This window comes from Streptomyces sp. NPDC050619 (assembly GCF_040654815.1).
Classification (GTDB): Bacteria; Actinomycetota; Actinomycetes; order Streptomycetales; family Streptomycetaceae; genus Streptomyces.
Map to the genome: position 1 here is coordinate 424,761 of NZ_JBFAIR010000003.1, position 26,470 is coordinate 451,230.

General features: G+C 71.3%; 24 protein-coding genes and 1 pseudogene. 13 read left to right on the top strand and 12 right to left on the bottom strand.

Annotated features, from left to right (window positions below; genetic code table 11):
• Positions 1–9: 9 nt before the first annotated feature.
• Positions 10–318 carry a DUF4235 domain-containing protein gene (locus tag AB0I77_RS07935; protein ID WP_363281519.1) on the bottom strand — a complete coding sequence of 103 codons (309 nt, stop codon included), beginning with the start codon at positions 316–318 and terminating at the stop codon, positions 10–12.
• A gap of 18 nt (positions 319–336) precedes the next feature.
• Complete coding sequence (locus tag AB0I77_RS07940; protein ID WP_363281520.1) at positions 337–1,356, bottom strand: glutathione S-transferase C-terminal domain-containing protein; 1,020 nt, start codon at positions 1,354–1,356, stop codon at positions 337–339.
• A 249-nt stretch (positions 1,357–1,605) separates the two neighbouring features.
• Between AB0I77_RS07940 and AB0I77_RS07945 the strand changes: the two are divergent.
• Positions 1,606–2,518: pseudogene (locus tag AB0I77_RS07945) on the top strand (cation diffusion facilitator family transporter).
• Positions 2,519–2,580: 62 nt separating this feature from the next.
• Here the strand turns inward: AB0I77_RS07945 and AB0I77_RS07950 are convergent.
• Both AB0I77_RS07950 and AB0I77_RS07955 read right to left on the bottom strand, forming a co-directional pair.
• Positions 2,581–3,030: a nitroreductase family deazaflavin-dependent oxidoreductase gene (locus AB0I77_RS07950; protein WP_363281602.1), complete on the bottom strand. Its 450-nt coding sequence runs from the start codon at positions 3,028–3,030 to the stop codon at positions 2,581–2,583.
• A 151-nt stretch (positions 3,031–3,181) separates the two neighbouring features.
• Complete coding sequence (locus tag AB0I77_RS07955) at positions 3,182–3,814, bottom strand: LysE family transporter (RefSeq protein ID WP_363281521.1); 633 nt, start codon at positions 3,812–3,814, stop codon at positions 3,182–3,184.
• Between the two features lie 333 nt (positions 3,815–4,147).
• Here AB0I77_RS07955 and AB0I77_RS07960 point away from each other — a divergent pair, with 333 nt between their 5' ends.
• Positions 4,148–5,347 carry a cytochrome P450 gene (locus AB0I77_RS07960; protein ID WP_363281522.1) on the top strand — a complete coding sequence of 400 codons (1,200 nt, stop codon included), beginning with the start codon at positions 4,148–4,150 and terminating at the stop codon, positions 5,345–5,347.
• A gap of 12 nt (positions 5,348–5,359) precedes the next feature.
• The gene (locus AB0I77_RS07965) at positions 5,360–5,563 is read left to right on the top strand and encodes a ferredoxin (protein ID WP_363281523.1); all 204 of its coding nucleotides are present in this window, start codon (positions 5,360–5,362) and stop codon (positions 5,561–5,563) included.
• Here the strand turns inward: AB0I77_RS07965 and AB0I77_RS07970 are convergent.
• Positions 5,538–6,446, bottom strand: a complete 909-nt coding sequence (locus tag AB0I77_RS07970; protein ID WP_363281524.1) for a sigma-70 family RNA polymerase sigma factor — start codon at positions 6,444–6,446, stop codon at positions 5,538–5,540. The genes AB0I77_RS07965 and AB0I77_RS07970 overlap by 26 nt on opposite strands.
• Positions 6,447–6,512: 66 nt before the next feature.
• Here AB0I77_RS07970 and AB0I77_RS07975 point away from each other — a divergent pair, with 66 nt between their 5' ends.
• A complete protein-coding gene (locus tag AB0I77_RS07975) occupies positions 6,513–7,190 on the top strand; it encodes an NAD(P)H-dependent oxidoreductase (protein ID WP_363281603.1) in 678 nt (225 codons plus the stop codon).
• A 2-nt stretch (positions 7,191–7,192) separates the two neighbouring features.
• Here AB0I77_RS07975 and AB0I77_RS07980 read toward each other — a convergent pair whose 3' ends face one another.
• Positions 7,193–7,744, bottom strand: a complete 552-nt coding sequence (locus tag AB0I77_RS07980; RefSeq protein ID WP_363281525.1) for a TetR/AcrR family transcriptional regulator — start codon at positions 7,742–7,744, stop codon at positions 7,193–7,195.
• A gap of 101 nt (positions 7,745–7,845) precedes the next feature.
• On the opposite strand from AB0I77_RS07980, the gene AB0I77_RS07985 reads away from it, so the two are divergent.
• The 3 genes from AB0I77_RS07985 (at position 7,846) to AB0I77_RS07995 (ending at position 9,904) form a co-directional block, all read left to right on the top strand.
• Positions 7,846–8,304 carry a nuclear transport factor 2 family protein gene (locus AB0I77_RS07985; protein ID WP_363281526.1) on the top strand — a complete coding sequence of 153 codons (459 nt, stop codon included), beginning with the start codon at positions 7,846–7,848 and terminating at the stop codon, positions 8,302–8,304.
• Between the two features lie 22 nt (positions 8,305–8,326).
• Positions 8,327–8,854 carry a flavoprotein gene (locus AB0I77_RS07990; protein ID WP_363281527.1) on the top strand — a complete coding sequence of 176 codons (528 nt, stop codon included), beginning with the start codon at positions 8,327–8,329 and terminating at the stop codon, positions 8,852–8,854.
• 78 nt (positions 8,855–8,932) lie between these two features.
• Positions 8,933–9,904 (top strand): aldo/keto reductase, encoded by a 972-nt coding sequence (locus tag AB0I77_RS07995; protein ID WP_363281528.1) that lies wholly within the window; start codon positions 8,933–8,935, stop codon positions 9,902–9,904.
• A 22-nt stretch (positions 9,905–9,926) separates the two neighbouring features.
• Here the strand turns inward: AB0I77_RS07995 and AB0I77_RS08000 are convergent, their stop codons facing one another.
• Complete coding sequence (locus AB0I77_RS08000; protein WP_363281529.1) at positions 9,927–10,745, bottom strand: phytanoyl-CoA dioxygenase family protein; 819 nt, start codon at positions 10,743–10,745, stop codon at positions 9,927–9,929.
• Positions 10,746–10,808: 63 nt separating this feature from the next.
• On the opposite strand from AB0I77_RS08000, the gene AB0I77_RS08005 reads away from it, so the two are divergent.
• Positions 10,809–11,744, top strand: coding sequence for a helix-turn-helix domain-containing protein (locus tag AB0I77_RS08005; protein ID WP_363281530.1), 936 nt, complete (start codon positions 10,809–10,811; stop codon positions 11,742–11,744).
• A gap of 418 nt (positions 11,745–12,162) precedes the next feature.
• A complete protein-coding gene (locus AB0I77_RS08010) occupies positions 12,163–14,049 on the top strand; it encodes an RICIN domain-containing protein (protein WP_363281531.1) in 1,887 nt (628 codons plus the stop codon).
• Positions 14,050–14,066: 17 nt separating this feature from the next.
• On the opposite strand, the gene AB0I77_RS08015 is transcribed toward AB0I77_RS08010, so the two are convergent.
• From AB0I77_RS08015 to AB0I77_RS08025, 3 genes are all read right to left on the bottom strand, one after another.
• A complete protein-coding gene (locus AB0I77_RS08015) occupies positions 14,067–15,335 on the bottom strand; it encodes an SLC13 family permease (protein ID WP_363281604.1) in 1,269 nt (422 codons plus the stop codon).
• Positions 15,336–15,412: 77 nt separating this feature from the next.
• Positions 15,413–16,114, bottom strand: coding sequence for a DUF4232 domain-containing protein (locus tag AB0I77_RS08020; RefSeq protein WP_363281532.1), 702 nt, complete (start codon positions 16,112–16,114; stop codon positions 15,413–15,415).
• A gap of 101 nt (positions 16,115–16,215) precedes the next feature.
• On the bottom strand, positions 16,216–18,603 hold the full coding sequence (locus AB0I77_RS08025) for a SpoIIE family protein phosphatase (protein WP_363281533.1): 2,388 nt from the start codon (positions 18,601–18,603) through the stop codon (positions 16,216–16,218).
• A gap of 267 nt (positions 18,604–18,870) precedes the next feature.
• Between AB0I77_RS08025 and AB0I77_RS08030 the strand changes: the two genes are divergently transcribed.
• Both AB0I77_RS08030 and AB0I77_RS08035 read left to right on the top strand, forming a co-directional pair.
• The gene (locus AB0I77_RS08030; protein WP_363281534.1) at positions 18,871–21,966 is read left to right on the top strand and encodes a glycoside hydrolase family 2 TIM barrel-domain containing protein; all 3,096 of its coding nucleotides are present in this window, start codon (positions 18,871–18,873) and stop codon (positions 21,964–21,966) included.
• A 144-nt stretch (positions 21,967–22,110) separates the two neighbouring features.
• Complete coding sequence (locus AB0I77_RS08035) at positions 22,111–24,354, top strand: glycoside hydrolase family 9 protein (protein WP_363281535.1); 2,244 nt, start codon at positions 22,111–22,113, stop codon at positions 24,352–24,354.
• Here the strand turns inward: AB0I77_RS08035 and AB0I77_RS08040 are convergent.
• A complete protein-coding gene (locus tag AB0I77_RS08040; RefSeq protein ID WP_363281536.1) occupies positions 24,299–25,804 on the bottom strand; it encodes a cytochrome bc complex cytochrome b subunit in 1,506 nt (501 codons plus the stop codon). The two genes, AB0I77_RS08035 and AB0I77_RS08040, sit on opposite strands and share 56 nt — an antisense overlap.
• A complete protein-coding gene (locus AB0I77_RS08045) occupies positions 25,801–26,004 on the bottom strand; it encodes a hypothetical protein (protein WP_363281537.1) in 204 nt (67 codons plus the stop codon). Before AB0I77_RS08045 ends, AB0I77_RS08040 begins: the two co-directional genes overlap by 4 nt.
• A 130-nt stretch (positions 26,005–26,134) precedes the next feature.
• Here AB0I77_RS08045 and AB0I77_RS08050 point away from each other — a divergent pair, with 130 nt between their 5' ends.
• Positions 26,135–26,305, top strand: a complete 171-nt coding sequence (locus AB0I77_RS08050) for a hypothetical protein (RefSeq protein ID WP_363281538.1) — start codon at positions 26,135–26,137, stop codon at positions 26,303–26,305.
• Positions 26,302–26,463, top strand: coding sequence for a hypothetical protein (locus AB0I77_RS08055; protein ID WP_363281539.1), 162 nt, complete (start codon positions 26,302–26,304; stop codon positions 26,461–26,463). The genes AB0I77_RS08050 and AB0I77_RS08055 overlap by 4 nt, the downstream gene beginning before the upstream one ends.
• Positions 26,464–26,470: the final 7 nt, after the last annotated feature.

The following is a 26,470-nucleotide window of genomic DNA, read 5'->3' on the forward strand; positions in this document are numbered from 1 at the left end:
GGAACGAGGTCAGTCCCGGCCGCCCTTCTCACCGGTCGGCCAGACGCCCGTGGAGCGCTCGATGGCCTTCGCGCCCGTGCGGTCCACCGCGCTGCGCACCACGGCGAAGATGGCACCCTGGACCGCGGCCGCGAACAGGATCTCCCCCCAGCCGCGGTCCCGGTCCAGCGCGTCGGGCGCGTCCTCCTCGTGCCGGATCGCCATCCACGTCTTGCGGAAGGCGAGCCCCGCCAGCGAACCGCTCACCCAGCCCAGCGCGAACCCGAGGGGCTTGTAGGCGAGGGGAAGGTGCAGTTTCTTCCGCTTGGTCTTGGCCATGTACGTCTCCTTCGTCGGTCAGGGCCGTCCCCGCTCCGGAACCTCCTCGGCCGGCGGTGGCGGCCCCGGCGGTGTCCCGTCGCCGAAGGGCCGGCCGCCCAGCTCCGCACGGTGATGCGGCGTCAGCCAGCCGGACAGATCGGGGCCGAGAGGCACGATGCCGGTGGGATTGATGCCGGTGTGCACCTGGTGGTAGTGCCGCTTGATGTGGTCGAAGTCGACGGTGTCACCGAAGCCCGGCGTCTGGTAGAGGTCGCGGACGTATGCCCACAGCACCTCGTTCTCGGTCAGCTTCCAGCGGTTGCACTTGAAGTGGCCGTGGTAGACGGCGTCGAAACGGACCAGCGTGGTGAACAGCCTGATGTCCGCCTCGGTGATCGTGTCGCCGACGAGATAGCGCTGCCGGGCCAGCCGGGGCGTCAGCAGCTCCAGGCGCCGGAAGACATCCGCGCACGCGGCCTCGTACTCCTCCTGGCCGGTGGCGAAGCCCGCCCGGTACACGCCGTTGTTCACGTCCTCGTAGATCTCCGCCATCAGCGCGTCGATCTCGTCGCGCCGCGCCCGCGGGTACAGATCGGGCGCCCCTGCGCGGTGCAGGGCCGTCCACTCGGTGGCGAGGTCCAGGGTGATCCGCTCGTAGTCGTTGGTGACCAGCTTCCCGCTGGGCACGTCCACGACCGCGGGCACGCTCACGCCGCCCGGGTAGTCGCTCTCCCGCCGGTCGTAGGCCTCGCTGAGGTAGCGGATGCCGAGGACGGGGTCGCGGCCCTCGGGGTCGAGGGTGAAACGCCAGCTGCGGTCGTCCTGGATCGGGTCGGCGATCGCGAGGGACAGGGCCTCCTCCAGGCCGAGGAGCCGCCGGGAGACCAGCGATCGGCTGGCCCACGGACAGGCACGGCTGACCACCAGACGGTAGCGGCCCGCCTCCACCGGCCAGTCGTCCCGGCCGTCCGCCGTGATCCGGTCCGTGAAGTGGCTCTTGGACCGCTTGAACGCCTTCCTGCCGTACGCGCTGTTGCCGTCGTGCGCGCTGCCCATGCTTCCTCCCTGTCGTGCGCCTGCCCTGGTGAACGCGTTCCCCGTTTTCCGCCGACGGCACGGTATGAGTCGTACCGACCGGGGCAGTCGGCGAAGGTGAGCGGGACATCCACGCACCGGGAATCGACGACTCGGGAATCGACGGCTCGGGAATCGAAGGATCAATCGACGAATCGGGAATCCACGAACGCCTCATCGACGAACGCGTCGTCCACGGACGGCAAGGCCGATCGCAGGACGCGCGTCACCGTGCTCGTGGCGCTCGCGGCCAACCTGGGTATGGCGGTCGCCAAGGCGGTCGGAGGCCTCGTCGCCGGCGCTGCTGTCGGAGGCCGCGCACTCCGTGGCCGACAGCATGAACGAGATCTTCCTGCTCGCCGCGCTGCGCCGCAGCCGCCGCCCGGCCGACCGGCGCCACCCCTTCGGCTACGGCAAGGAGCGGTTCTTCTGGTCGCTCCTCGCGGCCGTCGGGATCTTCGTGATGGGTGGCTGCTTCTCCTTCTTCCAGGGCTTCGAGGCCCTCAGGAACGGCACCGAGGAGAATCTCAGCGGTTACGTGGCGGGACTGATCGTCCTGGGCGTCGCCCTCCTCGCCGAGGGAACCTCACTGGTACGGGCCCTGTACCAGGCACGACGCCAGGGCGGGGGCGGGGACGGCCTGCGTGACCCGGCCCTGCGCACGGTCGTCGCCGAGGACGGCACGGCGGTGCTCGGCGTCACCCTCGCGATGACCGGCATGGCGCTGCACATGATCACCGGACAGGTCGGGTGGGAGGCGTCCGCCTCACTGGCGATCGGCGCGCTGCTCGTCTATGTGGCCTACCGGCTGGGACGCGAGGCACGGGACCAGTTGATCGGGGAAGCCGCCGACCCGGAGTCCAGCCGCAGGATCCGGACCCTGCTCGAAGCCCAGCCCGAGATCGACAGCGTGGAGGCGTTGTTCACGATGAAGACGGGGCTGGACGCATTCCTGGTCGCCGCCCGCATCGACCTGGTGCCCGGGATCGACAGCGAGCGGGTCGAGGAGGTCGCCGTGCGCATCAAGCGGTCCATCGCCGCCACGGTTCCTCAGACGGGCCAGATCTTCCTCGACGTGACCGACCGTCCGGCCGCGGAGGCACGAGAAAGCCCCGCCGCGACGGGGGAACGCGGCGGGGCCTGACGCTCGGGTGCCCGGCGGACGCGGGTCCATGCGTCCCCGGGCAAGAATTTTTTCGAGAGTGCTCAGCTCCCGTCCGAGGGCTCCAGAACGAAGACCGGAATCTCCCGGTCTGTCTTCTTCTGGTAGTCGGCATACGGCGGATACGCGGCGACGGCGTGCTCCCACCACTCGGCCTTCTCCGCCCCGGTCACCTCACGGGCCGTCATGTCCTGCTTCACCGGACCGTCCTGGAGTTCCACCTGCGGGTCGGCCTTCACGTTGAAGTACCAGACCGGGTGCTTGGGCGCCCCACCCAGGGAGGCGACCGCGGCGTACCGCCCCTCGTGCTCGACGCGCATCAGCGGTGTCTTGCGCAGCTTGCCGCTCTTGGCGCCTCGGGTGGTGAGGACGATCACGGGCATACCCGTGTCCATCAGGGTCGTTCCCTCGGTGCCGCCGGAGCTCTCGTACAGCTCCACCTGGTCGCGTACCCACTGCTGCGTGCTGGGTTCGTACTCGCCCTCAAGAGGCATTGGCATCCATCCCATCGTCGTCAACTACGTGTTGCTCGTACCAGTGTTTAACATCAGTACGAACGGGATTCATCCTTGCCTGTTTCCCCTGCGGCCACACGGCACAGTTGTGACCAAGCCGCATGACAGTCGCCGGCGTCGCCCGGCTCCGTCATGACGGACCCACCACCATCCGCACGGCCAGCACCGTGATCACGCCGCTCGACAGCAGTGCCGTCACCAGCCGTCCCCGCCGGCCCGTCAGCGCCCGGCCCAGCAGGGCGCCGCCCCCGGCGAGCAGCAACTGCCAGCTCGCGGACGCGGCGAAGGCCGCCAGGACGAACACCCCTTGTTCCAGGGGGCGTACGGCGTCCTCGGCGCGGGTGCCGAGCACCAGTGCCGCGAAGTAGATCACGGTGACGGGGTTGAGCAGGGTGATGCCGAGCAGCCCCAGATAGGCGCGAGCGGGGCTCGGGGGAGGCGGGTCGGAGCGGGTGGCGAGCCGGTGGCCGCGGTACCGGCGTACGGCGGTGACCGCGCCCAGGACCGCCAGCGCCATCAGCACCAGGGCGGAGACCCAGCGCAGCGGACCGAGCAGGGGCCGCAGCGTACCGGCGAGGGCGGAGCCGCCGAGCGTGGCCACCAGGGCATAGAGTCCGTCGGCGGTTGCGACGCCGAGCGCGGCACAGGCCCCGGTCCGCAGGGACGTACGTGCGGTGAGGGAGACCAGATAGGTGCCGACCGCGCCGACGGGTACGGCGATGCCGTAGCCCGCGAGCAGCCCCGCGACGAGCGCGGCGGTCACGAGCGTGGAAGCGTCGGCCTCCAGGGACGGCCGGGCTGCTGCTGGACGCGCACCGGAGGAACGGCGGTGGCGGTCGGCGGCAGCAGGGCATCGGTTTTCAGCATGGCCAGATCCTGCGGGCGGGGCCTGTGCCCCGACAACCGAATTTCCGAGGTGCGGTCGACGAACCGGTCCCGGCGGTGAACCCGGCCCCGTGATTGCCGGTCGCGCAGCGGCGATCTCCGGCCAGATCGCGCCCGTCACCGATCTGGCCGAACTTGCCGTCGCCCCATAGATGCCTCGGGCATCTAATGAAGGTCTGCACCACGCACTTCTTCGTCTGCGAGGTCTTCCATGACGGAAACGGAACCTGTCGCCTTCCCCCAGGACCGGACCTGCCCCTACCACCCGCCCACCGGCTACGACCCGCTGCGCGAGGCCCGGCCGCTGAGCCGGATCACTCTCTTCGACGGCCGCCCGGCCTGGCTCGTCAGCGGTCACGCCGCCGCCCGCGCCCTGCTGGCCGACCCGCGCCTGTCCAGCGACCGGACGCGGGCCGGCTTCCCCGCGCCCACGGCGCGCTTCGCCGGGGTGCTGAACCGGAAGAGCGCGCTGGTGGGCGTCGACGACCCCGAGCACCGCACCCAGCGGCGGATGATGATCCCCAGCTTCACGCTCAAACGCGCCACACAGCTGCGCCCGCGCATCCAGCAGGTCGTGGACGAACGGCTGGACGCAATGATCGCGCAGGGGCCGCCCGCCGAGCTGGTGACCGCCTTCGCGCTGCCCGTGCCGTCGACCGTCATCTGCGCGCTGCTCGGCGTCCCCTACGCCGACCACAACTTCTTCGAAGGACAGTCCCGGCGGCTGCTGCGCGGCCCGACGGCCGCCGACATCATGGACGCGCGCGACCAACTCGATACGTACTTCGATGAGTTGATCGACCGCAAACAGAAACAGCGGGAGCCCGACGACGGCGTACTGGACGAACTCGTCCACCGGCAGTTGCGGGACGGCGACCTCGACCGCGAGGAACTCATCGCCCTGGCGACCGTCCTGCTGGTCGCGGGCCATGAGACGACCGCCAACATGATCTCGTTGGGCGCCTACACCCTCCTCCAACACCCCGACCGCCTGGCCGAGTTGCGCGCCGACCCCGCGCTGCTGCCCACCGCGGTCGAGGAACTGATGCGGATGCTGTCGATCGCCGACGGGCTGCTGCGCATCGCCACCGAGGACATCGACGTGGCGGGCACGACGATCCACGCGGGCGACGGCGTCGTCTTCTCGACCTCGGTCATCAACCGCGACGAGACCGCCTACGCCGACCCCGACACACTGGACTGGCACCGGCCGGCCCGCCACCACGTCGCGTTCGGCTTCGGCATCCACCAGTGCCTCGGCCAGAACCTGGCCCGCGCCGAGCTGGAGATCGCCCTGCACACGCTCTTCGACCGGCTGCCCACGCTCCGCCTCGCCGCCCCGGCGGACGAGATCCCCTTCAAACCCGGCGACACCATCCAGGGGATGCTGGAACTCCCCGTGACCTGGTAAGAGGCTCCGGCCATGCACATCGACATCGACAAGGACGTCTGCATCGGCGCGGGCCAGTGCGCCCTGGCCGCCCCGGACGTCTTCACCCAGGACGACGACGGCTACAGCACCCTGCTGCCCGGCCGGGAGGACGGCGGCGGCGGCGACCCGATGGTGCGCGAGGCGGCCCGGGCCTGTCCCGTCTCCGCCATCACCGTGTCCGAGACCGTGCGCTGACCTCCGGCAGATCAAGGACACCGAGCCCGAGCCGACCGAGCCGCGCCGGGTCGGCGACGACGTCGTACGCCGTGATCCGCTCGCCCTCGACGGTCACGGTGAGGGCGAGCACCAGCCGTCCGTGCGGGGCGACGACGACGCCGACGTCGCCGTCGACCAGGGCGGCCACCGCGAACCGGGAGCGCTCGCGCAAGGCCACGGTCCCCTCCGCCATCGCCCGCGCCCCCCGCAGCTCGGGCGCCACCCCGGGCGGCAGGGCGGCCGGGTCGGCCCGCCGCACCACGTCGGGGGCCAGCACCTCCAGCAGCCCGTCGAGGTCACCGCCCCGCGCGGCGGCCAGAAACGCCTCGACCACCTGCCGGTGCCGGTCGAGGTCGGCACCCGGGACCGCGGGAGTGCCCCGGACCTTCTGCCGGGCCCGGCTGGCGAGCTTCTTCGCGGCCGGCCGGGAGCGGTCCACGACCTGGGCGATCCGGTCGAAGGGCACACCGAACAGGTCGTGCAGCACGAACGCGATCCGCTCGGCGGGCGCCAGCCGGTCGAGGACCACCAGCAGGGCGAGGCTCACGGAGTCGCCCAGTACGGCCGCCTCCTCGGGCGCGTTCGCGTCGGACGCCGCCGGGACCCGCGGGTCCTGGCCGTAGGGATCCTCCCGCCGGGACGCACGGGACCGCAGCAGGTCGAGGCAGATCCGGGAGACGACCGTCGTCAGCCAGCCCGCCAGGTTGTCGATGCCGTCGCCGCCCGTGCGGCTCAGCCGCAGCCAGGCCTCCTGAACGGCGTCCTCCGCCTCCTCGAAGGAGCCCAGCATGCGATGCGCCACCGCCCGCAGTTGTCCGCGATGCGCCTCGAAGCGCCGGGCCAGCTCGTCGTGGCCGTCCATCGGTCACCTCTCTCCGTCGTGCTCGGTCACCCCCCTGACGAACCCGACCCGATCGAGGTGACCGAGATGATCCTCCTGCACATCGACTCCAGCGCCGACACGGCCGACGACTCCGTCAGCAGGCGCCTGACCGACCTGTTCGCGACGACATGGCGCGCCCGCGACGGCTCGGCCGAACACCGCCACCGTGACCTGTGCGCCGACCCGGTGCCCGTGCTGACCCCGGCGTACACCGCCCTCGGCCGCCGCGTGGAACGCGAGGGCTTCGTCCCGCCTGCGAAGGTGCCGGCCCTGATCGAGAACGCCGCCGAGGAACGCGAGTGGGACCTCACGCTGCCCCTGATCACCGAACTGCTCGCGGCCGACACGGTGTTGCTCGGCGTACCGATGTACAACTTCGCGGTCCCCGCCGCACTGAAGGCGTGGATCGACCGTGTGACCTTCCCCGGCGCGTACACCGACGCCGACACCGGTGAGAACCTGCTGCGCGACACCCGCGTGGTCGTGCTCATGGCGCGCGGCGGGGGCTACGGCCCCGGCACCCCGCGCGAGTCCTTCGACTTCCAGACGCCGTACCTCACGGCCTACTTCGGCGATCTGGGGGTGGCGCCGGAGAACCTCCACCTCGTCGCGACCGAGCTGACCCTCGCCGGCCTCCTGCCGCACCTGGCGGGCCACGAGGACCTGGCGGCGGACTCCTTCGCCCAGGCATGCGCGGCGGTGACGGCGCTCGCCGCCACCTGACCTCAGCGGGACCCCAGCAGCAACCGGGCCGCCTCACGCGCCTCGGCGGCCGGGTGCGTGCTCCGGGTGATGCCCGCCGTGACCATGGCGCCCTCGGCGAGCAGGAACAGCGGCCCGGCCAGTGCGGCGGGCCGCCCCGCGCCGGTCACGAGCGAGGCGAGGTAGTCGCCGAACGCCCGCTTGTGCGCCCGGACCTGGGCGGCCACCAGGGAGGACGTCGCGCCCAGTTCGCCGTACGAATTGATCCACGCGCACCCGCGGAAGCCGTCCTCGCCGAACCACCCCTCCAGCCAGTCGAAGACCGCCAGGATCCGCCGCTCGGGCTCCACCTCGCGCTCCACGCACGCGGCGAGCCGGCCGCGCCAGCGTCCGTCCCGCCGCTCCAGATAGGCCTCGACCAGTTGCTCCTTCGCCGGGAAGAGCTGGTAGAGCCGCTTGAGCGAGACGCCCGAGGCGCCGCGGATCTCGTCCATGCCGACGGACTGGATGCCGCGCCCGTAGAACAGCTCCTCGGCGGCGTCCAGCACCCGCTCCCGGGCGACTGCGCTGTCCATGGGACGACCACTCCTTGACGCGAGAACGAGCGTTCTCCTACGGTAGCAGCCGCGCGGAGAACGTACGTTCTCCCCTCTTCGATCCGCCGCCGGAGGAGACCATGAACGACCGACCGCCCCTGCCGCCCTTCACCCGCGAGAGTGCCGCGCGGAAGGTCCAGGCCGCCGAGGACGCCTGGAACACCCGCGACCCGCACAAGGTGGCGCTCGCCTACACGCAGGACTCGGTGTGGCGCAACCGCGACACCTTCGTCACCGGCCGCGCGCGGATCGAGGAGTTCCTCACCGCGAAGTGGGCGCGCGAGCGGGAGTACGCGCTGCGCAAGGACCTGTGGGCATTCGACGGCAACCGCATCGCCGTCCGCTTCCAGTACGAGTGCCGGGACGCCGAGGGCCGGTGGTGGCGGTCGTACGGCAACGAGTTGTGGGAGTTCGACGAGCACGGGCTGATGAACCGGCGCGAGGCCGGCATCAACGACGTGGCCATCGAGGAGACGGAGCGGCGGATCTTCGGCCCGCGTCCGGAGGCCGAGCGCGGCCGGTCCTTCCCGCTCCGATAGGCCGCTTGAGTAGGGTTTCCTGGTGACCGAACAGGCCGAGCAGCCCTTCCTCTACGTGGTCGTCTGCGCCGCCGGGATCGCCGCGGACGTCAGCAAGCTGATCACCGTCGCCCAGGAACGCGACTGGGAGGTCGGCGTCATCGCGACGCCCGTCGCGATGAACGGCTTCTTCGACACCGCCGCCGTCGAGGCACAGACCGGCCGGCCGATCCGCTCGGCCTGGCGCAGCCCCGGCGACCCGCGTCCCTTCCCGCCGCCGGACGCCGTGGCCGTCGCGCCCGCCACCTTCAACACCATCAACAAGTGGGCGGCCGGGCTGGCCGACACACTCGCCGTGGCCACCCTGTGCGAGACCTACGGCCTGGGCGTCCCGGTCGCCGTACTGCCCTGCGTGGCCGACGCGTTGGCCGCCCACCCCGCCTACCAGGACAGTCTGATACGGCTGCGCGGGATGGGCGTGCGGTTCGGCGAGCCGTACTCCGGTGAGGCGGGGGAGGACGGCACCCGGCCGGAGTTCGGGTGGAGGCGGGCACTGGATCTGCTCGGGTGAGCCAGCGAGTTTGACCTTGGAGCGCACACGAAGTCGTACGCTCCCTTCGTACCCATCCCGAAGGCAGGAGCAGCAACGATGCAGTACGTGAAGCTCGGTTCGACGGGCCTGGACGTATCGCGGATCTGTCTGGGCTGTATGACCTACGGACTGCCCGACCGCGGCACGCACGAGTGGACCCTCGGCGAGGAGGCGTCACGTCCGCTGATCCGGCAGGCGCTGGAAGCCGGGATCAACTTCTTCGACACCGCGAACGTCTACTCCGACGGCACCAGCGAGGAGATCGTCGGCAAGGCGCTCGGCGACTTCGCCCGCCGGGAGGAGATCGTGCTCGCGACCAAGGTGCACGGCCGGATGCGGCCCGGGCCCAATGGCGCCGGGCTGTCCCGCAAGGCGATCATGACCGAGATCGACCACAGCCTCGCCCGCCTCGGCACCGACTACGTCGACCTGTACCAGATCCACCGCTTCGACCCGCACACGCCCGTCGAGGAGACGATGGAGGCGCTGCACGACCTGGTCAAGGCGGGCAAGGTGCGCTACATCGGGGCCAGTTCGATGTACGCCTGGCAGTTCTCCAAGATGCAGTACACGGCCGAGCGGCACGGCTGGACCAAGTTCGTGTCCATGCAGAACCACTACAACCTCCTGTACCGCGAGGAGGAGCGGGAGATGCTGCCGCTCTGCGCGGACCAGGGCGTCGGTGTGCTGCCCTGGAGCCCGCTCGCCCGCGGCCGCCTCACCCGGGACTGGGGCGCCGTCACCGAGCGCAGCGCCAAGGACGGCTTCGGCAGCCGGCTCTACCAGGAGGGCGACCGCGCCATCGTCGAGGCCGTCACCCGCATCGCGAACGACCGCGGCGTCCCGCGTGCGCAGGTGGCCCTGGCCTGGCTGTTGCACCAGGACACGGTGGCCGCACCGATCGTCGGCGCGGCCAAGCCGCAGCACCTCGAGGACGCCGTGGCCGCCGTGGACCTGGAGCTCAGCGACAAGGAGGTCGAGGAGCTGGAGCAGCCCTACGGCCCGCACCCGATCGTCGGTCACAGCTGACCGGTCCACGGGCGCGTACGGCTCAGTGCGGCCCGTGCGGTGCGAACTCCGTGCCGCACGGGCCCGCGCCCTCGCTCCGCGGCAGCGGGACGCGCTCGCCGCTCATCGACAGCGTGCGGTAGAAGCCCCCGATGCGCTCGGCCGAGCGGCCGACGTAGTGGCCGATGAACGAGCGGCGGAAGCGGTCGGCCGTCCGGTTGGGCTGCGAGCCGTGCACCAGGCTGCCGTTGAAGAACAGCACGTCGCCCGGCTCCATGTCGACCGGTACGGGCGCGAGGCCGGGCGGCGGCGGAACGTACTCCCGCGCGAAGGACACCTCGGCGTCCGCCACCTCCGGGCAGAACAGCTCCATGGCGTGCGTGCCGGGGACGACCTCCAGACCGCCGTTGTCCCGGTCGATCACATCGCAGGCCACCCACGCCGCCACACAGGTCCCGGGCTCGACCCGCAGATAGAAGTTGTCCTGGTGCAGCGCCTGGCCCCGCGCTCCGGGCGGCTTGAAGTAGAACATGCTCTGCGCCGCCAGGACCTCCTCGCCGAGCAGCGTCTCCAGCACCGAGCGCAGCCGCGGGTCCAGCAGGACGCGCAGCGCCAGGTCGTCGATCTCGTGCGGGTGCATCACCCTCGGGTAGGCGTGCAGCGGATCCGCCGACGCGCGCGGCTCGAAGTGACCGGGCACCGGCCCGGCCGTGTGCAGCGCCGCGAACTCGGCGCACAACCGGTCGATCTCGTCGTACCCGAACAGCCCCGGCACGACCGTGAAACCGTCGTCCTCGAACTGTCGCAGCCCGTCCTCGGGCAGGATGGAAGCGCCGGCGGCGCCGATGTCCGTGGCTGTCATGCGTCCGCTCCTCGGTCCGGTGTCCCCGGTACGTCACGCTAGGCCGCCGCGTGCCCGAGGAGGATGCCCGTGAACGCTGACGGATTGCCCGAGACTGCTGTGCCCAGGAATCCCGGTGATCCCGCTCCGCCGCCGGGCCTCGTGGTGGTCGGCCGCTTCGACCAGCTCCCGGGGTACGGCGTGAACCGGCCGCGCGGGGCCGACAGCTGGCTGTTCACCTGGACGACGGGCGGCCGGGGGCGACTGCGCCAGGGGACGGCCGAGACCCGGGCGGGCGCCGGGGACCTGGTCGTGCTCGCCCCGGGCGTCCGGCACGACTACGGCGTCGAACCGGGCGCCGGGCACTGGCGGTTCTGGTGGGCGCACTGCCGGGCGAGAGCGTCCTGGCCGGCCTGGCTGCGCCCGTACGGCGTCGGCGACGGCCTGTACGTCGTCACCCCGACCCCCCTCGGCGCGCACGACCGGGTCGAGGCCGCGTTCCGCCGCATGCTCGCCGACGCCCGCTGGACGGGGACCGGGGCGCCGCCCGCCACCACGCCCGCCGACGACCGGGAACGGGTCGCCGTGGCCCACGCGGCGGCGGCCAGGGAACTCGCCCTGGGCGCGCTTGAGGAGATCGTCCTGCTCACCGCCGGCGCCGCGCGCACCCCTTCGCCCCGGCCCGGCATCGACCCCCGGGTGCGCCGGGCCCAGGCGCTGATCGCGGCCGACCCGGGGGCGCCGCACACCGTACGCTCCCTTGCGGCCGGCGTCGCGCTGTCCCCCTCCCGGTTCGCGCACCTGTTCACCCAGCAGCTCGGCCGGTCCCCGATGCGGGAACTGCGCGAGGCGCGGCTGCGGCACGCCGCCCGGCTGCTGGAGGGCACCGACCTGTCCGTGGAACGCGTGGCCGCCGCCTCCGGCTTCGCCAGCCCGTTCCATTTCAACCGGGTCTTCCGCGAGCGCTACGGGATGCCGCCCGGCGCCTACCGGACCGGCGGTCCAATGGTTGGAATGTGATCCGCTCGGACCGGCTGTATGCCCGGTGGAGTGGCCGTTCAATGGTTTGAGCTCCGGGCCGCGCCCAGTGACATGAATACCGTTCCCGAATAGGGCACCGATAGAGCGGCAATCCCTTTAACTATCCTGCTTGACGATGAGTCAAATCCCGTTGGCCTGAACGCAATGGCCAAAACGGCGAGATCGCTTGTTCCGCCTCGCCGGGCTGTGCAAAGGTGTGCCTGTCGGCGCACGGACAATAATAATTCCCCCTGTGCGCACGAGGCCGGTCCGTTCGCTCCCCAGCTTCAAAAGAGCTGCCCCTGGCGGGCGTTCGGGCTGCCGAACCCTGTGCGGATCGACCCCCGTCGCGTCGTCGGCGGGACCGCATACCCATTGGTATGGACTTTATGCAGCACGCCCTCGGAGGAATGTCGCCGTGAATGACGCAGGCCTGTCGAATTCTCCGACTCCCGCTCGACCGTCCGACGCCACGGACGAGCAACTGAGCGCCGAGCTCAAGAGGTGGAGTGGGGGGACCCCCGCGGTGCAACCCGTGGGTGAACTCCTCGACCGGCACTGGGAAGCGGCCTTCGCCTACGCCCGGCTGTGCACCGACGGCACCCGCCCCGCGGGAATGCTGACCACCGCGGCATTCACCCGGCTCTTCGGGGAAACGCTGCGCCAGACCGGCCCGGCGTCCGCCTGGCGGCCCTATCTGCTCGTCACCGTGCGCCGGATCGCGGCGGAGTGGGACGCCGATCGCAGACGCGAAATGCTGCACCCGGAACTGAGAACCGAGGCCGGTGGACCGGAGCGCGTCGCGGCCCGCCTGCTGCCGCCGCCGGGCCGACGGCTGCTGGCCGGAGCGTTCAAGCGGCTGCCCCAATCGGCCCGCTGCCTGCTGTGGCACACCGAGGTCGAGAACGAACCGCTCGGCCTGCCGGCCGCACTGCTCGGACTGGACCAGGAGGACGCCGGCGTCGCACTGCGGCGGGCCCGCGACCGGCTGCGGGAGGAGTGCCTCGCGGTCCACCGCGAACTCGCCCCCGAGCAGGAGTGCCGCCACTACGAGCGGCTGCTGGACGTCACCTACCGGCGCGGCGGCGTCAACCACGACGCCGATCTGCGCGGCCATCTGGAGCGGTGCAAGCACTGCCGGCAGACCGCGGACCAGCTGCACCAGTTCAACCAGGAACTCGGCGTCGCGCTGGCCGAAGCGGTGCTCGGCTGGCGGGCGCGCGCCTATCTGGAGGGACGCGCGCGCGTGTACGCCGCTCCCGACGAGGCGGCACAGGTCCCGCCGCGGCCCACGGCCCTCGCGGGCGAGTCCTTCTTCGCCGAGACAGCCGAGGAGACCTCCACCCCGGGGGCCCCTCCCCGTACCGGCCCGCGCACCGCCTCCCGCCGGGCGCCGCGGCGGGCGTCCCGTCGCGCCGCCCGCCGCAACCTCACCGTGGGCGTCCTGACCGTGAGCGGGCTGATCGTCCTCCCGCTGGTGCTGTGGTCCTCCCTCGGTTCCTCGGACGGGACCCCTCCGGCGGACGCGGGCCGGCCCTCGGAGGTACCCGGTTCCGGCGCGGGCAGCTCGACCACCGACCCGTCCTGGGTCGGCGCCGGTGACGCGGAGCAGGGCACCCTGCGCGGCCGGCTGCACAACCTCGAGTCCGGCCAGTGTGTCGGCGTCGTCGGCAAGAAGGCCGTCAAGGGCGCCGAGACCGAGCTCACCACCTGCTCCGCGGCGGCCGGACAGCAGTGGTCGTACGAGCCCGACGGGCTGCTGCGCAACGGTGAGGCCCCCGACCTCTGCCTGGACTCCCACCTCGGCTACTCGGTGCGGCTGGCCCCCTGCGCGGGCGCGGCCAAGCCCGCCGCCAAGAACGTCCGCTACGACTTCACCCTCCAGGGCACCCTGGTGCCGCGCTGGGACCAGGACCTGGCCCTGACTCCCGCGGCCACCGACGGGGCGGGCGCCCTGGTCGTCAAGACCCGCGACGACAGCTCCGCCCAGCGCTGGGTGATCGACACCACGAAGACCAACCTCCAGCTGGAGGTGGTCAACTGGAACGAGGACACCACCCCCTCGAAGACACCCGCGCACGAGCCCCCGCCCGAGCCCTCGAAGACACCGGCTCCGAAGCCCACACGCACGCCGTCGGCGACCCCGTCGACCCCGCAGGCCTCGCCGACGCCGACGAGCCCGTCCCCCACGAGCCAGCCCTGCTACTCCTCCCCGTACTACTGCTGGTGGGGCGGGCAGTACGGCGGCGGGTACGGATACGGCGGCGGGTACGGCGGGTACGGCGGTGGTGACGGACGTCGCTGACACGTGTCGAGTGGCACTCAGCCCCCGAAGACCCGGAGCGACACCCACAGGGCGACCACGGCGGACCCGAGCGCGGCCGGCACGCAGAGCAGGCCGAGCCGGGTGAACTCCTCGAGCTGGACCTCGTGCCCGTACCGGTGCGCGATGCGTCGCCACAGGAGCGTGGCCAGCGATCCGGCGTAGGTGAGGTTCGGGCCGATGTTCACCCCGAGCAGCACCGCGAGCACCGCGCCGGGTCCGGCCCCGGCGGTCAGCGGCAGCAGGACCAGCACCGCGGGCAGGTTGTTGATCAGGTTCGCCAGTACGGCGGCGAGCGCGGCGATGCCGAGCAGCGCGGTCGGTCCCGTCCCGTCGGGCAGCACCCGCCGCAGCGCGTCGGCGAGGCCGTTGTCGACGACCGCGCGTACGACGATGCCGAGCGCGAGCACGAACGCCCCGAACGCCGGGGCCGCCGCCCGCACCACCGTGAGCGGGGCGGCCCGCCGCCGCACCAGCGCCCGTCCGGCCAGCACGAGCGCCCCGGTCAGCGCGGCCCAGGCCGGCTCGACGCCGACGGCGGAGGTGACGACGAACCCGGCCAGCGTGCAGACGACGGTCACGAGCGCGAACACCGGCAGCTCGGGGGCGGCGTCCGACGGCCCGGGGGAGTGGACCACCTCCGCGCCCTCCGTCAGCTCGCGCTCGAAGAAGCGCCGGAACACCGCGTACTCGGCGCCGATCGCGACCAGCCAGGGCAACGCCATCAGCACCGCGAACCGCGTGAAGCTCAGCCCGCTCGCCGTGAACGCCAGCAGATTGGTCAGGTTGGAGACCGGCAGCAGCAGCGAGGCCGTGTTCGACAGATGCGCGCTCGCGTAGGCGTGCGGCTTGGCGCCGACCCCCATCCGGGAGGCGGTGGCGAACACCACCGGCGTCAGCAGCACCACGGTGGCGTCCAGACTGAGGACGGCGGTGATCGCCGACGCCAGCACGAACACCGCTGCCAGCAGCCGCCCGGGCGAGCCCTGCGCCCGGCGCGCCATCCAGGCCCCGCACGCCTGGAAGAGCCCCTCGACGTCGCAGAAGTGGGCGAGCACCAGGACCGCGGCCAGAAACCCGACCACCGGCCCGAGCTGCCCGGCCTCCTCCCGCGCGTGCCCCAGCGAGATCGCCCCGGTCGCGATCACCACTCCTGCCGCCGGGACCGCCACCACCGCCTCGGGCCAGCCGAAGGGACGGATGACGGCCCAGGCGAGTACGGCGACGAGCAGCGCCACGGACAGTGCTTCGGCGAGCGGGGTGTTCAGAGCTGGATCCTTCGGGATGTGATCAGGCCGTACCCGCCGATCACATCACGCCCGGGTAAGAGGCCCCTCGCCGCCGGTCAGGCGCCGGTGCCGGGGCTGAACGGGAGCAAGCGGACGGTCGACGCGTTGCCGGACACGGGTACCTCCCCGCCCGTCCACTTCACCGTCAGCGGATCCCGCTCGTCCGGTGGGGTCACCAGCAGTGCCTTGGGGGTGGCCGAGCGTGCCCCGCTGACCTCGGGGTTGGAGAACGTCAGCCCGGCCCACGCGCTCCGGCCCGGAGCCAGCGTGACGGTCGTGGGTGAATCGGCGGACCGCTTCGGATCCGGCCCCAGCTGCTTGCCGGACGCGTCGAGGAAGGCGGCCCCCGGGTAGCCGTGCACGGTGCACGTGCGGCTGGACGTGTTGGTCAGGACGACCGGGAAGTTCTCCTGTCCCGCGCCGGGGTTGTTGCGGCCGACGGACGCGCGCAGCTCCGAGGTGTGGCAGCGGCCGCCGGCGGCGGTCTCGGACTCGGGCTCGCTCACGGTCGCGGTCGGGATCGGTGCCACGGAGTCGCTGGGCTGGGCGCGCGGTGTCGCGGTGCCCGTCGTGGGGCCGGTGTCGGAGGCGGCCGAGGCGGTGGTAGGGCCGCCGGTCGCGGGCACGGCCGTGCCGGACTCCGTCCGCGGAGTGCTCGCCGTGTCGGCGCCACCGCCGCAGGAGGTCAGGATCCCGGTCACCGCGACCGCGCTCGCGAGCAGGGCCGCCCGTCGAAAGCTCAGGGGCTTCTTCGCCATGTCATCCACACTCCCCGCACATCTCCTCACGCGCGCGGCACACGTGGCACACGCACATACGGCGCTCTGTGCCCTCCTGAGAAGCCCACTCCTCGAGAAGCTCACTCCTCGTCCAGGAGAGAGATCTCCGCCCAGATCGTCTTGCCCTCGGCCGTGTGCCGGCTGCCCCAGCGCTGGGTGAGCTGGGCCACCAGCAGGAGACCCCGGCCGCCCTCGTCCCACGTCTTGGCCCGGCGCAGGTGCGGAGCCGTGTGGCTGGTGTCGGAGACCTCGCAGATCAGCGTGGTCGCGTCGTGGATCAGCCGCAGCCGGATGGGGTGGGAGCCGTACCGGATGGCGTTGGTGACGAGCTCGCTGACCACCAGCTCGGCGGTGAACGCCGCGTCGCTCAGCCCCCAGGTGGCGAGCTGGGCGACGACCTGCTTGCGGATCGGAGAGACGAGCGCGGGGTCGGCCGGGATGTCCCAGGTGGCGACCTGGGAGGCGGGCAGCCCCAGGGTGCGGGCCAGCAGCAGGGCCACGTCGTCCAGCGCGCCGCCCGGCGGGAGCAGGCCGTTCAGGACGCGGTCGCAGCTCTCCTCCAGCGAGGCGGAGGGGACCTCCAGGGCATGGCGGAGCAGCCGGTGGCCGGCGTCGATGTCCCGTTCCCGGGTCTCGATCAGCCCGTCGGTGTACAGGGCGAGCACGGTGCCCTCGGGCAGTTCGAGCTCGGCGGACTCGAACGGCAGTCCGCCCAGGCCCAGCGGCGGCCCGGCGGGCAGGTCGACCTCCAGGGGCGTGCCGCCCGGCGGGACCAGCACGGGCGCCGGATGGCCGGCCCGGGCCAGCGTGCAGCGCCGCGACACCGGGTCGTACACCGCGTACAGGCAGGTGGCGCCGACCTCGCCGGGGCTGCCCTCGCCGCCGGCCTCGGCGGACAGCCGTACGACCAGGTCGTCGAGGTGGGTCAGCAGTTCGTCGGGGGCCAGGTCGATGTCGGCGAGGGTGCGCACGGCGGTGCGCAGCCGGCCCATCGTCGCCGAGGCCTGGATGCCATGGCCGACGACCTCCCCGACGACCATCGCGACCCGCATCCCGGACAACGGGATCACGTCGAACCAGTCGCCGCCGACCCCCGCCCGCGCCGCCGGAAGATAGCGCGAGGCCGCTTCCACGGCGGCCGTGCGCGCCAGCGTCCGGGGCAGCAGGCTGCGTTGCAGGGCGAGGGCGGTCTCGCGCTCGCGGGAGTAGCGGCGGGCGTTGTCGATGCAGACGGCGGCCCGGGCCGTGACCTCCTCGGCCAGCAGCACGTCGTCGGGCGTGAATCCGTCCGGCCGCCGGAACCGGGTGAGGACGGCGACGCCGAGGGACAGGCCACGGGCCAGGATCGGCACCGACATCGTGGCGTGGATGCCGTACTGCCGGATGCGCTCGCTGCGCTCCGGGTCCCAGGAGAGCCAGTCGGCGATGTCGCCGGTCTCCGCCGACGCCACGATGGTGTGGCCCGCCACCAGGGAGTCGGCCTGGGGCGAGGAGGCGGGATAGACGTCCACCTGGCCCGGCTTGGCCACGGCCTCGGGGTTGCCCGGGTTCACGGATCTGTGGGCGGCCCGGCGCAGGCTGATCGGGGCGGTCAGCCGCGCGGTCAGGAGCTCGCCCCCGGCCTCCGGCGGGTCCACCAGGTCGATACTGACGAAATCGGCGAGAGCGGGGACGAAGACGTCCGCCAGCTCCTGCGCCGTTCGGGTGACGTCGAGGGTGGTGCCGATGCGGACGCTCGCCTCGTTCACCAGCTGGAGCCGCTCCCGGGCCAGGTACTGGTCGGTGAAGTCGTGGGCGGCGACGCACACGCCCCGCACCTGCCCTTTGGCGTCGGTGATGGGCGCCATCCGGGCCAGCCAGGCGTACATGCGGCCGTGGTCGCCGATCGGCAGGTACGTCCGCACGTCGTGCCCCCGGCCGGTGGTGAGCACGCGGTGCAGGTGCTGCTCGATGTCCGCGCTCTGCGCCCTGCCGCTCATCTCCGGCACCCGCAGCCCCCGCACGCGCTCCTCGGGCAGTCCGAGCACCTCGGCCATGGCGCCGTTCATCCGGCGCAGTCGCAGCCGCTCGTCGTAGATCGCGACGGCGCACGGGGACTGGACGAGCTCGGCCCTCTCCAGCGGATCGTCGGACGGGCGCGGCCCATCGCCCTCCAGCGGGGTGACCACCAGCCACCGTCCGGGGCCCTCGCCGTCCGGCTCCCTGCGGTGGGCGAGCAGCCACACGGTCACCGCCGAGCCGTCCCGGTGACGCAGCGTGAGCGTGCCGTCCCAGCGGCTGCCCGGCGGCATCCGCACGCCGTCCGCGCCCTCCCCGGCCAGCAGATACGCGGCGGGGCGGCCCACGACATCATCGGCCGAGTGGCCCAGGAGCCGGTGCGCGCCCTCGTTCCACTCGACGAGCATGCCGGTGTCGTCGATGACGGCCCGCGCTGTCGCGGCCTCGTCGAACGGGTACACCGGGCTCATCGTCGCCACTCCAACGCGCACACTCACAGTGAACAGGTGTGTCACTCGAGTTCCAGACTAGTCCGTCAGGGTCCCGCGCGGACCGGGAACGTCCAGGGTGCGGAGTGCCGTGAATGAGCCGCGGTCAAGGGGGAAATCCGGCCGTTGTGACGCCTGGGACAGAAGCTCGCCACCGCACCCTTGACGGCCAGGAGTGGCGCACCGTCAGAATCTGTTTGTTCACGATCAGTTGTGAGTACTTCTGGGCCCTAATGAGGGAGAGCCGCCATGACGGTCACTCGCAGATCGGTTTTACTCGCTTCCGCCGCCGCTCCGGCGGCCGGAGCGCTCCTGGGCACCCGGACGGCCTGGGCCGCCGAGGCCGCCGGGGACGTGTCCGGCCGCCGTACGGTCGCCCTGCGTGACGGCTGGCGTTTCGCGCTGGTCGATCCGGGCGGGATCACCGACCCGACCGGGGAGTACGCCGATGCCGCCGCACCCGGTCACGACGACTCGGGATGGCGCGAGGTCGCCGTTCCGCACGACTGGAGCATCGAGCAGACCCCGACCACCCAGTACGGCACCACCAGCGGCACCGGGTTCTTCCCCGGCGGCCTCGGCTGGTACCGCCTCGCCTTCACCCTGCCGCCCGGCTACGCGGGCAAGCGGGTCTCGGTGGAGTTCGACGGCGTCTACATGGACTCGTACATCTACTGCAACGGCACCGAGGTGGGCCGCCATCCCTACGGCTACACCGGCTTCGCCTTCGACCTCACCGACCTGCTGCACACCGACGGCACCACCGAGAACGTGATCGCGGTCAAGGTGCAGAACCGGCTGCCCAGCAGCCGCTGGTATTCGGGCAGCGGCATCTACCGCGAGGCCCGCCTGGTCGTCACCGAACCGGTGCACGTGGCGCGCTGGGGCACGTATGTCACCACCCCGGACATCACCGAGGAGCGCGCCCTGGTCAGGGTGCGGACCTCGGTGGTGAACGAGACCGGCGCCCCGGGCCCGGTCGAGATCCGGTCGAGGGTCAAGGACCCCGCCGGCCGCACCGTGGCGCGTACGGCCACCACGGTCGCGGTCGAGGACCGGGCGACGGAAACCCACGAACTCACCGTCCCCCGGCCGAAGTTGTGGGGCTTCGAGTCGCCTCACCGCTACACGCTGGAGACCGAACTGCGAGTCGACGGCAAGGCGGTCGACACCTACCGCACCCCCTTCGGCATCCGCACGTTCCGCCTCGACCCCGACGAGGGCTTCCAGCTCAACGGCGTCCACGCCAAGCTCAAGGGCGTCGACCTGCACCACGACCTCGGCGCGCTCGGTGCCGCCGTCAGTATCGACGCCATCCGCAGGCAGATGACCATCATGAAGTCGATGGGCGTCAACGCCTTCCGCACCTCCCACAACCCGCCCTCGCCGGAGATGATCCAGGTCTGCGAGGAGATGGGCATCGTGATGATGGTGGAGGCGTTCGACTGCTGGAAGAGCCCCAAGACGCGGTACGACTACGGCCGGTTCTTCGACGAGTGGGCCGACAAGGACGCCACGGAGATGGTGCTGGCCGCCCGCAACTCGCCCGCCGTCATCATGTGGTCGATCGGGAACGAGGTCTCGGAGTTCACCTCCACCGCCGGCCTCGCCATGGCGGACCGGCTCATCGCCGCCGTCAAGGCGTCCGACGCCACCCGCCCGATCGTGATCGGCTCCCACCGGCACCGCAGCCTGCCCGCCGTGGGCTCCCCGGGCGACCTGATCCTGGCCAAGCTCGACGGCCTCGGCCTCAACTACAACACCGCCAAGTCGGTGGACGCCCTGCACGCCCGCTACCCGAACCTCTTCCTCTTCGAGTCGGAGTCGTCCTCCGAGACCTCCACCCGCGGGGCCTATCAGGAGCCAGAGCGCCTCAACACCGGCGAGAACTACACGCCGGGCAAACGGGCGACCTCCTCGTACGACAACAACCTCGCCTCCTGGACCATGAGCGGCGAGTACGGGCACAAGAAGGACCGGGACCGGAAGTGGTTCACCGGGCAGTTCCTGTGGTCGGGCATCGACTACATCGGGGAGCCCACGCCGTACGACGTCTTCCCGGTGAAGGCGTCCTTCTTCGGCGCGGTCGACACGGCCGGCTTCCCGAAGGACATGTACTACCTCTTCCAGAGCCAGTGGATCAGCGAGCCCATGGTCCATCTGCTGCCCATGACCTGGAACCACCAGGAGGGCGACACCGTCGAGGTGTGGGCGTACGCCAACGTCGACACCGTCGAGCTGTTCCTCAACGGCACGTCGCTCGGCACGCGGAGGTTCGACACGAAGAAGACCACCGACGGCCGCGCCTACCTGGAGACCACCGAGGCGACCGGCGACGACAAGACCTTCACCGACGGCCCCTACCCCGGCAGTTACACCAGCCCGAACGGCAGCGCGGGCAAGCTCCACCTCACCTGGAAAGTGCCGTACAAGCCCGGCGAGTTGAAGGCGGTGGCCCGCAGGGACGGCAAGGTGGTCGCCACCGACGTCCTGCGCACGGCCGGCGCCCCGCACGCCGTACGCCTGAGCGCCGACCGCAAGTCCCTCGCCGCCGACGGCCGTTCGCTGGTCTTCGTGACCGCGGACATCGTCGACGCCCGCGGGGTGCTGGTGCCCGACGCCGATCACCTGATCTCCTTCGACGTGACGGGCGGCTCCCTCGCCGGACTCGACAACGGCCGGGAGGAGAGCGCCGAGCGCTACCAGGCCAGCACCCGGACCGCCTTCCACGGCAAGGCGCTCGCGATCGTGCGGTCCGGCACCAAACCGGGCACGCTGAAGGTGACCGCGCGCGTGGCCGGCCTGCGATCGGGCAGCGCGACCGTGCGCACCACTCCCGTCCGGTCGGCCGCCGTCACCGCGCCCGCCGCGTTCGACCCCGACTATCCGACGCCGCCGAACTACCCGTACGCGGACGCCAGTTACTCCGGCCGGCCGGACACCCTCCCCGCCGCGATGCTCGACGGCGACCCGGCCACCGGCTGGTCCAACGCCTTCAACAAGGCGGCCACCGCCCTGCTGCCCGCGTTCAACGGCGCCCGCGCCGAGGACTGGGTCTCGGTGGACTTCGGGCGGACGCGGACCTTCGACCGCGTGGCGGTCTCGTTCACCCTGAGCGCCGGCCACAGCCTGCCCGCCGCCGTCGAGGCCGAGGTGTGGGACGGCCGCCGCTACGTGCCGGTCGAAGCAGCGGCCGTCGACTGGGCGACGGCCTCGGACGAGCCGACGGTGCTCACCTTCGACCCGATACGCGGCTCCCGGATTCGGCTCAGCCTGACCAGCGGCGCTCCCGGCCAGGTCCAGGGCGCGATGCGCATCAGCAAGCTGGAGGTTCCGGCCGTCTGAGCGCCTCCTCATGCGGTCCGGACGGGAACCAGTCCCGTCCGGACCGTTGACGGAGTGTCATGCCTCAAACAAGCATGGCCTGCGTCCGCATCTGGGAGCGCTCCCATGGGAGCGTCACCCGCACCTCCTCCGAGGAGCCCAGGCGTGAAACGACGCAGAACCACCTTGTTGTCCCTGACGGCCTTGATAGGGGCGGCACTCGTGGCCTTGCCGGCCCCCCTGGCCGTCGCCGACGAGGTCGAACAGGTCAAGAACGGCACCTTCGACACCACCACCGACCCCTGGTGGACGACCAGCAACGTCACCGCGGGCCTGTCCGACGGACAGCTCTGCGCGGACGTGCCGGGCGGCACCGCCAACCGCTGGGACGCGGCGGTCGGCCAGAACGACATCACCCTGGTGAAGGGGGAGTCGTACAAGTTCTCCTTCACCGCGAACGCCGCGCCCGACGGACACGTCGTGCGCGCCATCGTCGGGCTGTCGGTGTCCCCCTACGACACCTACTTCGAGGTGACCCCGCAGCTGAGCGTCTCCGGCAACGCGTACTCCTACACGTTCACCTCGCCCGTCGACGCCACGCAGGCCCAGGTCGGCTTCCAGCTCGGCGGCAGCGCCGAGCCGTTCCGCTTCTGCATGGACGACGTGTCGCTGCTCGGCGGGGTCCCGCCCGAGGTGTACGAACCCGACACCGGGCCCCGGGTCCGCGTCAACCAGGTCGCCTATCTGCCCGCGGGCCCGAAGAACGCCACGCTGGTCACCGACGCCACCGCCAAGCTGCCCTGGCAGCTGAAGAACGCCGGCGGTTTTGTGGTCGCCCAGGGATCGACCGTGCCGCGCGGCACCGACGCCTCCTCCGGGCAGAACGTCCACTCGATCGACTTCGGCGCCTACAAGAAGCAGGGCAAGGACTTCACCCTGGTCGTGGACGGCGAGACCAGCCGGCCCTTCGACATCGGCACGAGCGCCTACGACAAGCTCCGCCTCGACGCCGCGAAGTACTACTACACCCAGCGCAGCGGCATCGAGATCCGCGACGACCTGCGCCCGGGCTACGCCCGCCCCGCCGGACACGTCGACGTGGCGCCCAACCAGGGCGACTCCAACGTGCCCTGCCAGCCGGGGGTCTGCGACTACACGCTCGACGTCACCGGCGGCTGGTACGACGCCGGCGACCACGGCAAGTACGTCGTCAACGGCGGCATCTCCACCTGGGAGCTGCTGAGCACCCACGAACGTTCCCTGTCGGCCCGCACCGGACAGCCGGCGAAGCTGGGCGACGGCACGCTCGCCATCCCGGAGAGCGGCAACAAGGTGCCGGACATCCTCGACGAGGCCCGTTGGGAGCTGGAGTTCCTGCTGAAGATGCAGGTGCCCGACGGGCAGCCGCTGGCGGGCATGGCCCACCACAAGATGCACGACGAACAGTGGACCGGCCTTCCGCTGCTGCCGAGCGACGACCCGCAAAAGCGCGAACTGCACCCGCCGAGCACCCAGGCCACGCTGAACCTGGCGGCCACGGCGGCGCAGGCGGCCCGCCTGTACCAGCCCTACGACAAGGCGTTCGCGGCGAAGGCCCTCGCGGCCGCCCGCGAGGCCTGGACGGCGGCGCTCGCCCATCCCGAGATGTACGCCGACCCGGACGACGGCATCGGCGGCGGCTCCTACGCCGACTCCGACGCGAGTGACGAGTTCTACTGGGCGGCGGCGGAGCTGTATCTCAGCACGGGCGAGAAGGAGTTCGCGGACCACGTAGTGGGCTCGCCCGTCCACACCGCCGACATCTTCGGCCCTCTCGGCTACGACTGGGCCAGAACGGCCGCGGCGGCCCGGCTGGACCTCGCGACGGTACCGAGCAAGCTGCCCGGCCGGGACCAGGTGCGCCAGTCCGTCGTCAAAGGCGCCGACCGCTACCTGACCACCCTCAAGGCACACCCGTACGGCATGCCGTACGCCCCGGCCGACAACCAGTACGACTGGGGCTCCAGTCACCAGATCCTGCACAACGCGGTCGTGATCGCCACCGCGTACGACATCACGGGCGGCTCGAAGTACCGTGACGGAGCCGTGCAGAGCATGGACTACATGTTCGGCCGCAACGCGCTGAACATGTCGTACGTGACCGGCTACGGCGAGGTCAACTCCCACAATCAGCACAGCCGTTGGTACGCCCGTCAGCTCGACCCGAAGCTGCCGGCCCCGCCCGACGGGACGCTCGCGGGTGGACCGAACTCGGCCATCCAGGACCCCTACGCACAGAGCAAACTCCAGGGCTGCGTCGGCCAGTTCTGCTACATCGACGACATCCAGTCCTGGTCGACGAACGAGCACACCATCAACTGGAACTCCGCCCTGACCCGGATGGCTTCTTTCGTGGCGGATCAAGGCTGACCCGCTCGGGCTCCACGAGTTCGCCCGGCCGCTCGTGGGCGGTCAGGGTGTGGAGCCGGGCCTGATCGAGCGGCTGGTGCACCTCGACGTACTCACCGTGCGGCAGCCGCTTGATCACGCCGGTCTCCCGGCCGTGCAGCACCATCTCCTTGTCGCGGAGTTGGAGCCCGAGACAGATGCGGCGGGTGACGACGAAGACGACCGCCGGGACGACGAACACCGCGATCCGCACCGCCCACGTCACCGTGTTGATCGACAGATGCAGACGGGTCGCCACGATGTCGTTGCCGCCGCCCGCCAGCAGGATCAGATAGACGCTGATCCAGGCCGCGCCGATCGCCGTACGCACGGGCCGGTTGCGCGGGCGGTCCAGCAGGTGGTGCTCCCGTTTGTCGCCCGTGATCCGGGCCTCCAGGAACGGATACACGCCGATGAACAGCAGGAGCAGCGGAAAGACGACGATCGGGATCAGCACGCCGAGGGCGAGCGTGTAGCCCCACAGGGTGATCTCCCAGCCCGGCATGACCCGCACCAGTCCCTCCGCGAAGCCCAGATACCAGTCGGGCTGGGCACCTGTGGAGACCTGGTCGGCGCGGAAGGGGCCGTACGACCAGATCGGGTTGATCGACGCCACGGCCGCGATCAGGGTCAGGACCCCGAAGACCAGGAAGAAGAAACCGCCCGCCTTCGCCAGGTACACCGGCATGAACGGGGCCCCGACGACGTTCCGTTCGGTCCGCCCGGGGCCCGCGAACTGCGTGTGCTTGTGGTAGACGACCAGCAGGATGTGAGCCACGACCAGCGCCGCCATGATGCCGGGGATCACCAGGATGTGCAGCGCGTAGAAGCGGCCCACGATGTCGTCGCCCGGGAACTCGCCGCCCAGCAGGAACATCGACAGATACGTCCCGACGACCGGGACCGACAGCAGGGCGCCGTTGACGAACCGGAGGCCCGTCCCCGACAGCAGGTCGTCCGGCAGCGAGTAGCCGAACAGGCCCTCGAAGAGGCCGAGGAACAGCAGCGACCAGCCGAACAGCCAGTTGATCTCCCGCGGTTTGCGGAACGACCCCGTGAAGAAGTGCCGCATCATGTGCGTGAACATCCCGGCGACGAAGACCAGCGCCGCCCAGTGGTGCAACTGCCGGATCAGCAGTCCGCCGCGCACATCGAAGCTGATCTCCAGTGTGGAGGCGTACGCCTCCGACATGCGCACGCCGTTGAGCGCGGTGTAACTGCCGTGGTACGTCACCTCGTTCATCGACGGATGGAAGAAGAACGTGAGCCATACGCCGGTGAGGATCAGCACGACGAAGCTGTACAGGCAGATCTCGCCGAGGAGGAAGGACCAGTGGTCCGGGAACACCTTGCGCAGATACCGCTTGCCGAGACTGTGGATGCCGAGCCGCCCGTCGAACCAGTCGGCGACCCGCTCGCCCTTGCTGGTCACCCTTCCTCCTTCCGCTTGACCCGCCAAAAGTGCGGATCCAGGTCCAGCGGGCCACGTCGGGACGCGTACGACGCGATGAGCCGGACGAGGCCGGATCCGTCGGCGGCGACCAGGGGCTCGGGATGCCGGACGAACACCCCGGTCGCCGCGTCCAGCGGGTCGCCGGTATCGGGAACCTCGGAAACGGTGTGCTCGGACATGTGTGGGCCTCCCCGGTTGCGCACTCACTACTGCGAGGGGTCTCGGGGGCCGGAATGTGACATCACCGGGGCGGAATGTGACCCAGGTCTCAGCCATACGGGGCTATCGGCAGGCGGATAGGTTGACCCGATGGGCTTTTTCGACAAACTGACCGGCACCAAGTACCCCGACAGCGGTGTCGCGCCGCGGTCCGCCGAGGAGGTCCGTGCGGCGCTGCTCGCGATCAACGGCCCGGGCGTGCCGTACGTCGTACGCGACGGAACCTCCTCCGGTCGCGCGAGTACTCCCGCGGGCAGGTGACCGCGACCACCCGGTACTGGAAGGTCGAGCGCGGGGCGGACGGCCGGCCGCACAGGGCGGAGGTGTTCCGCTTCGACCCCGTGGAGATGAAGAACCCCCTGCGGGACGCGGTCCTCGGCGCGGGATGGACGTGGCGCGGAGTGGTGTTCAGGCTGTGACCGGCCG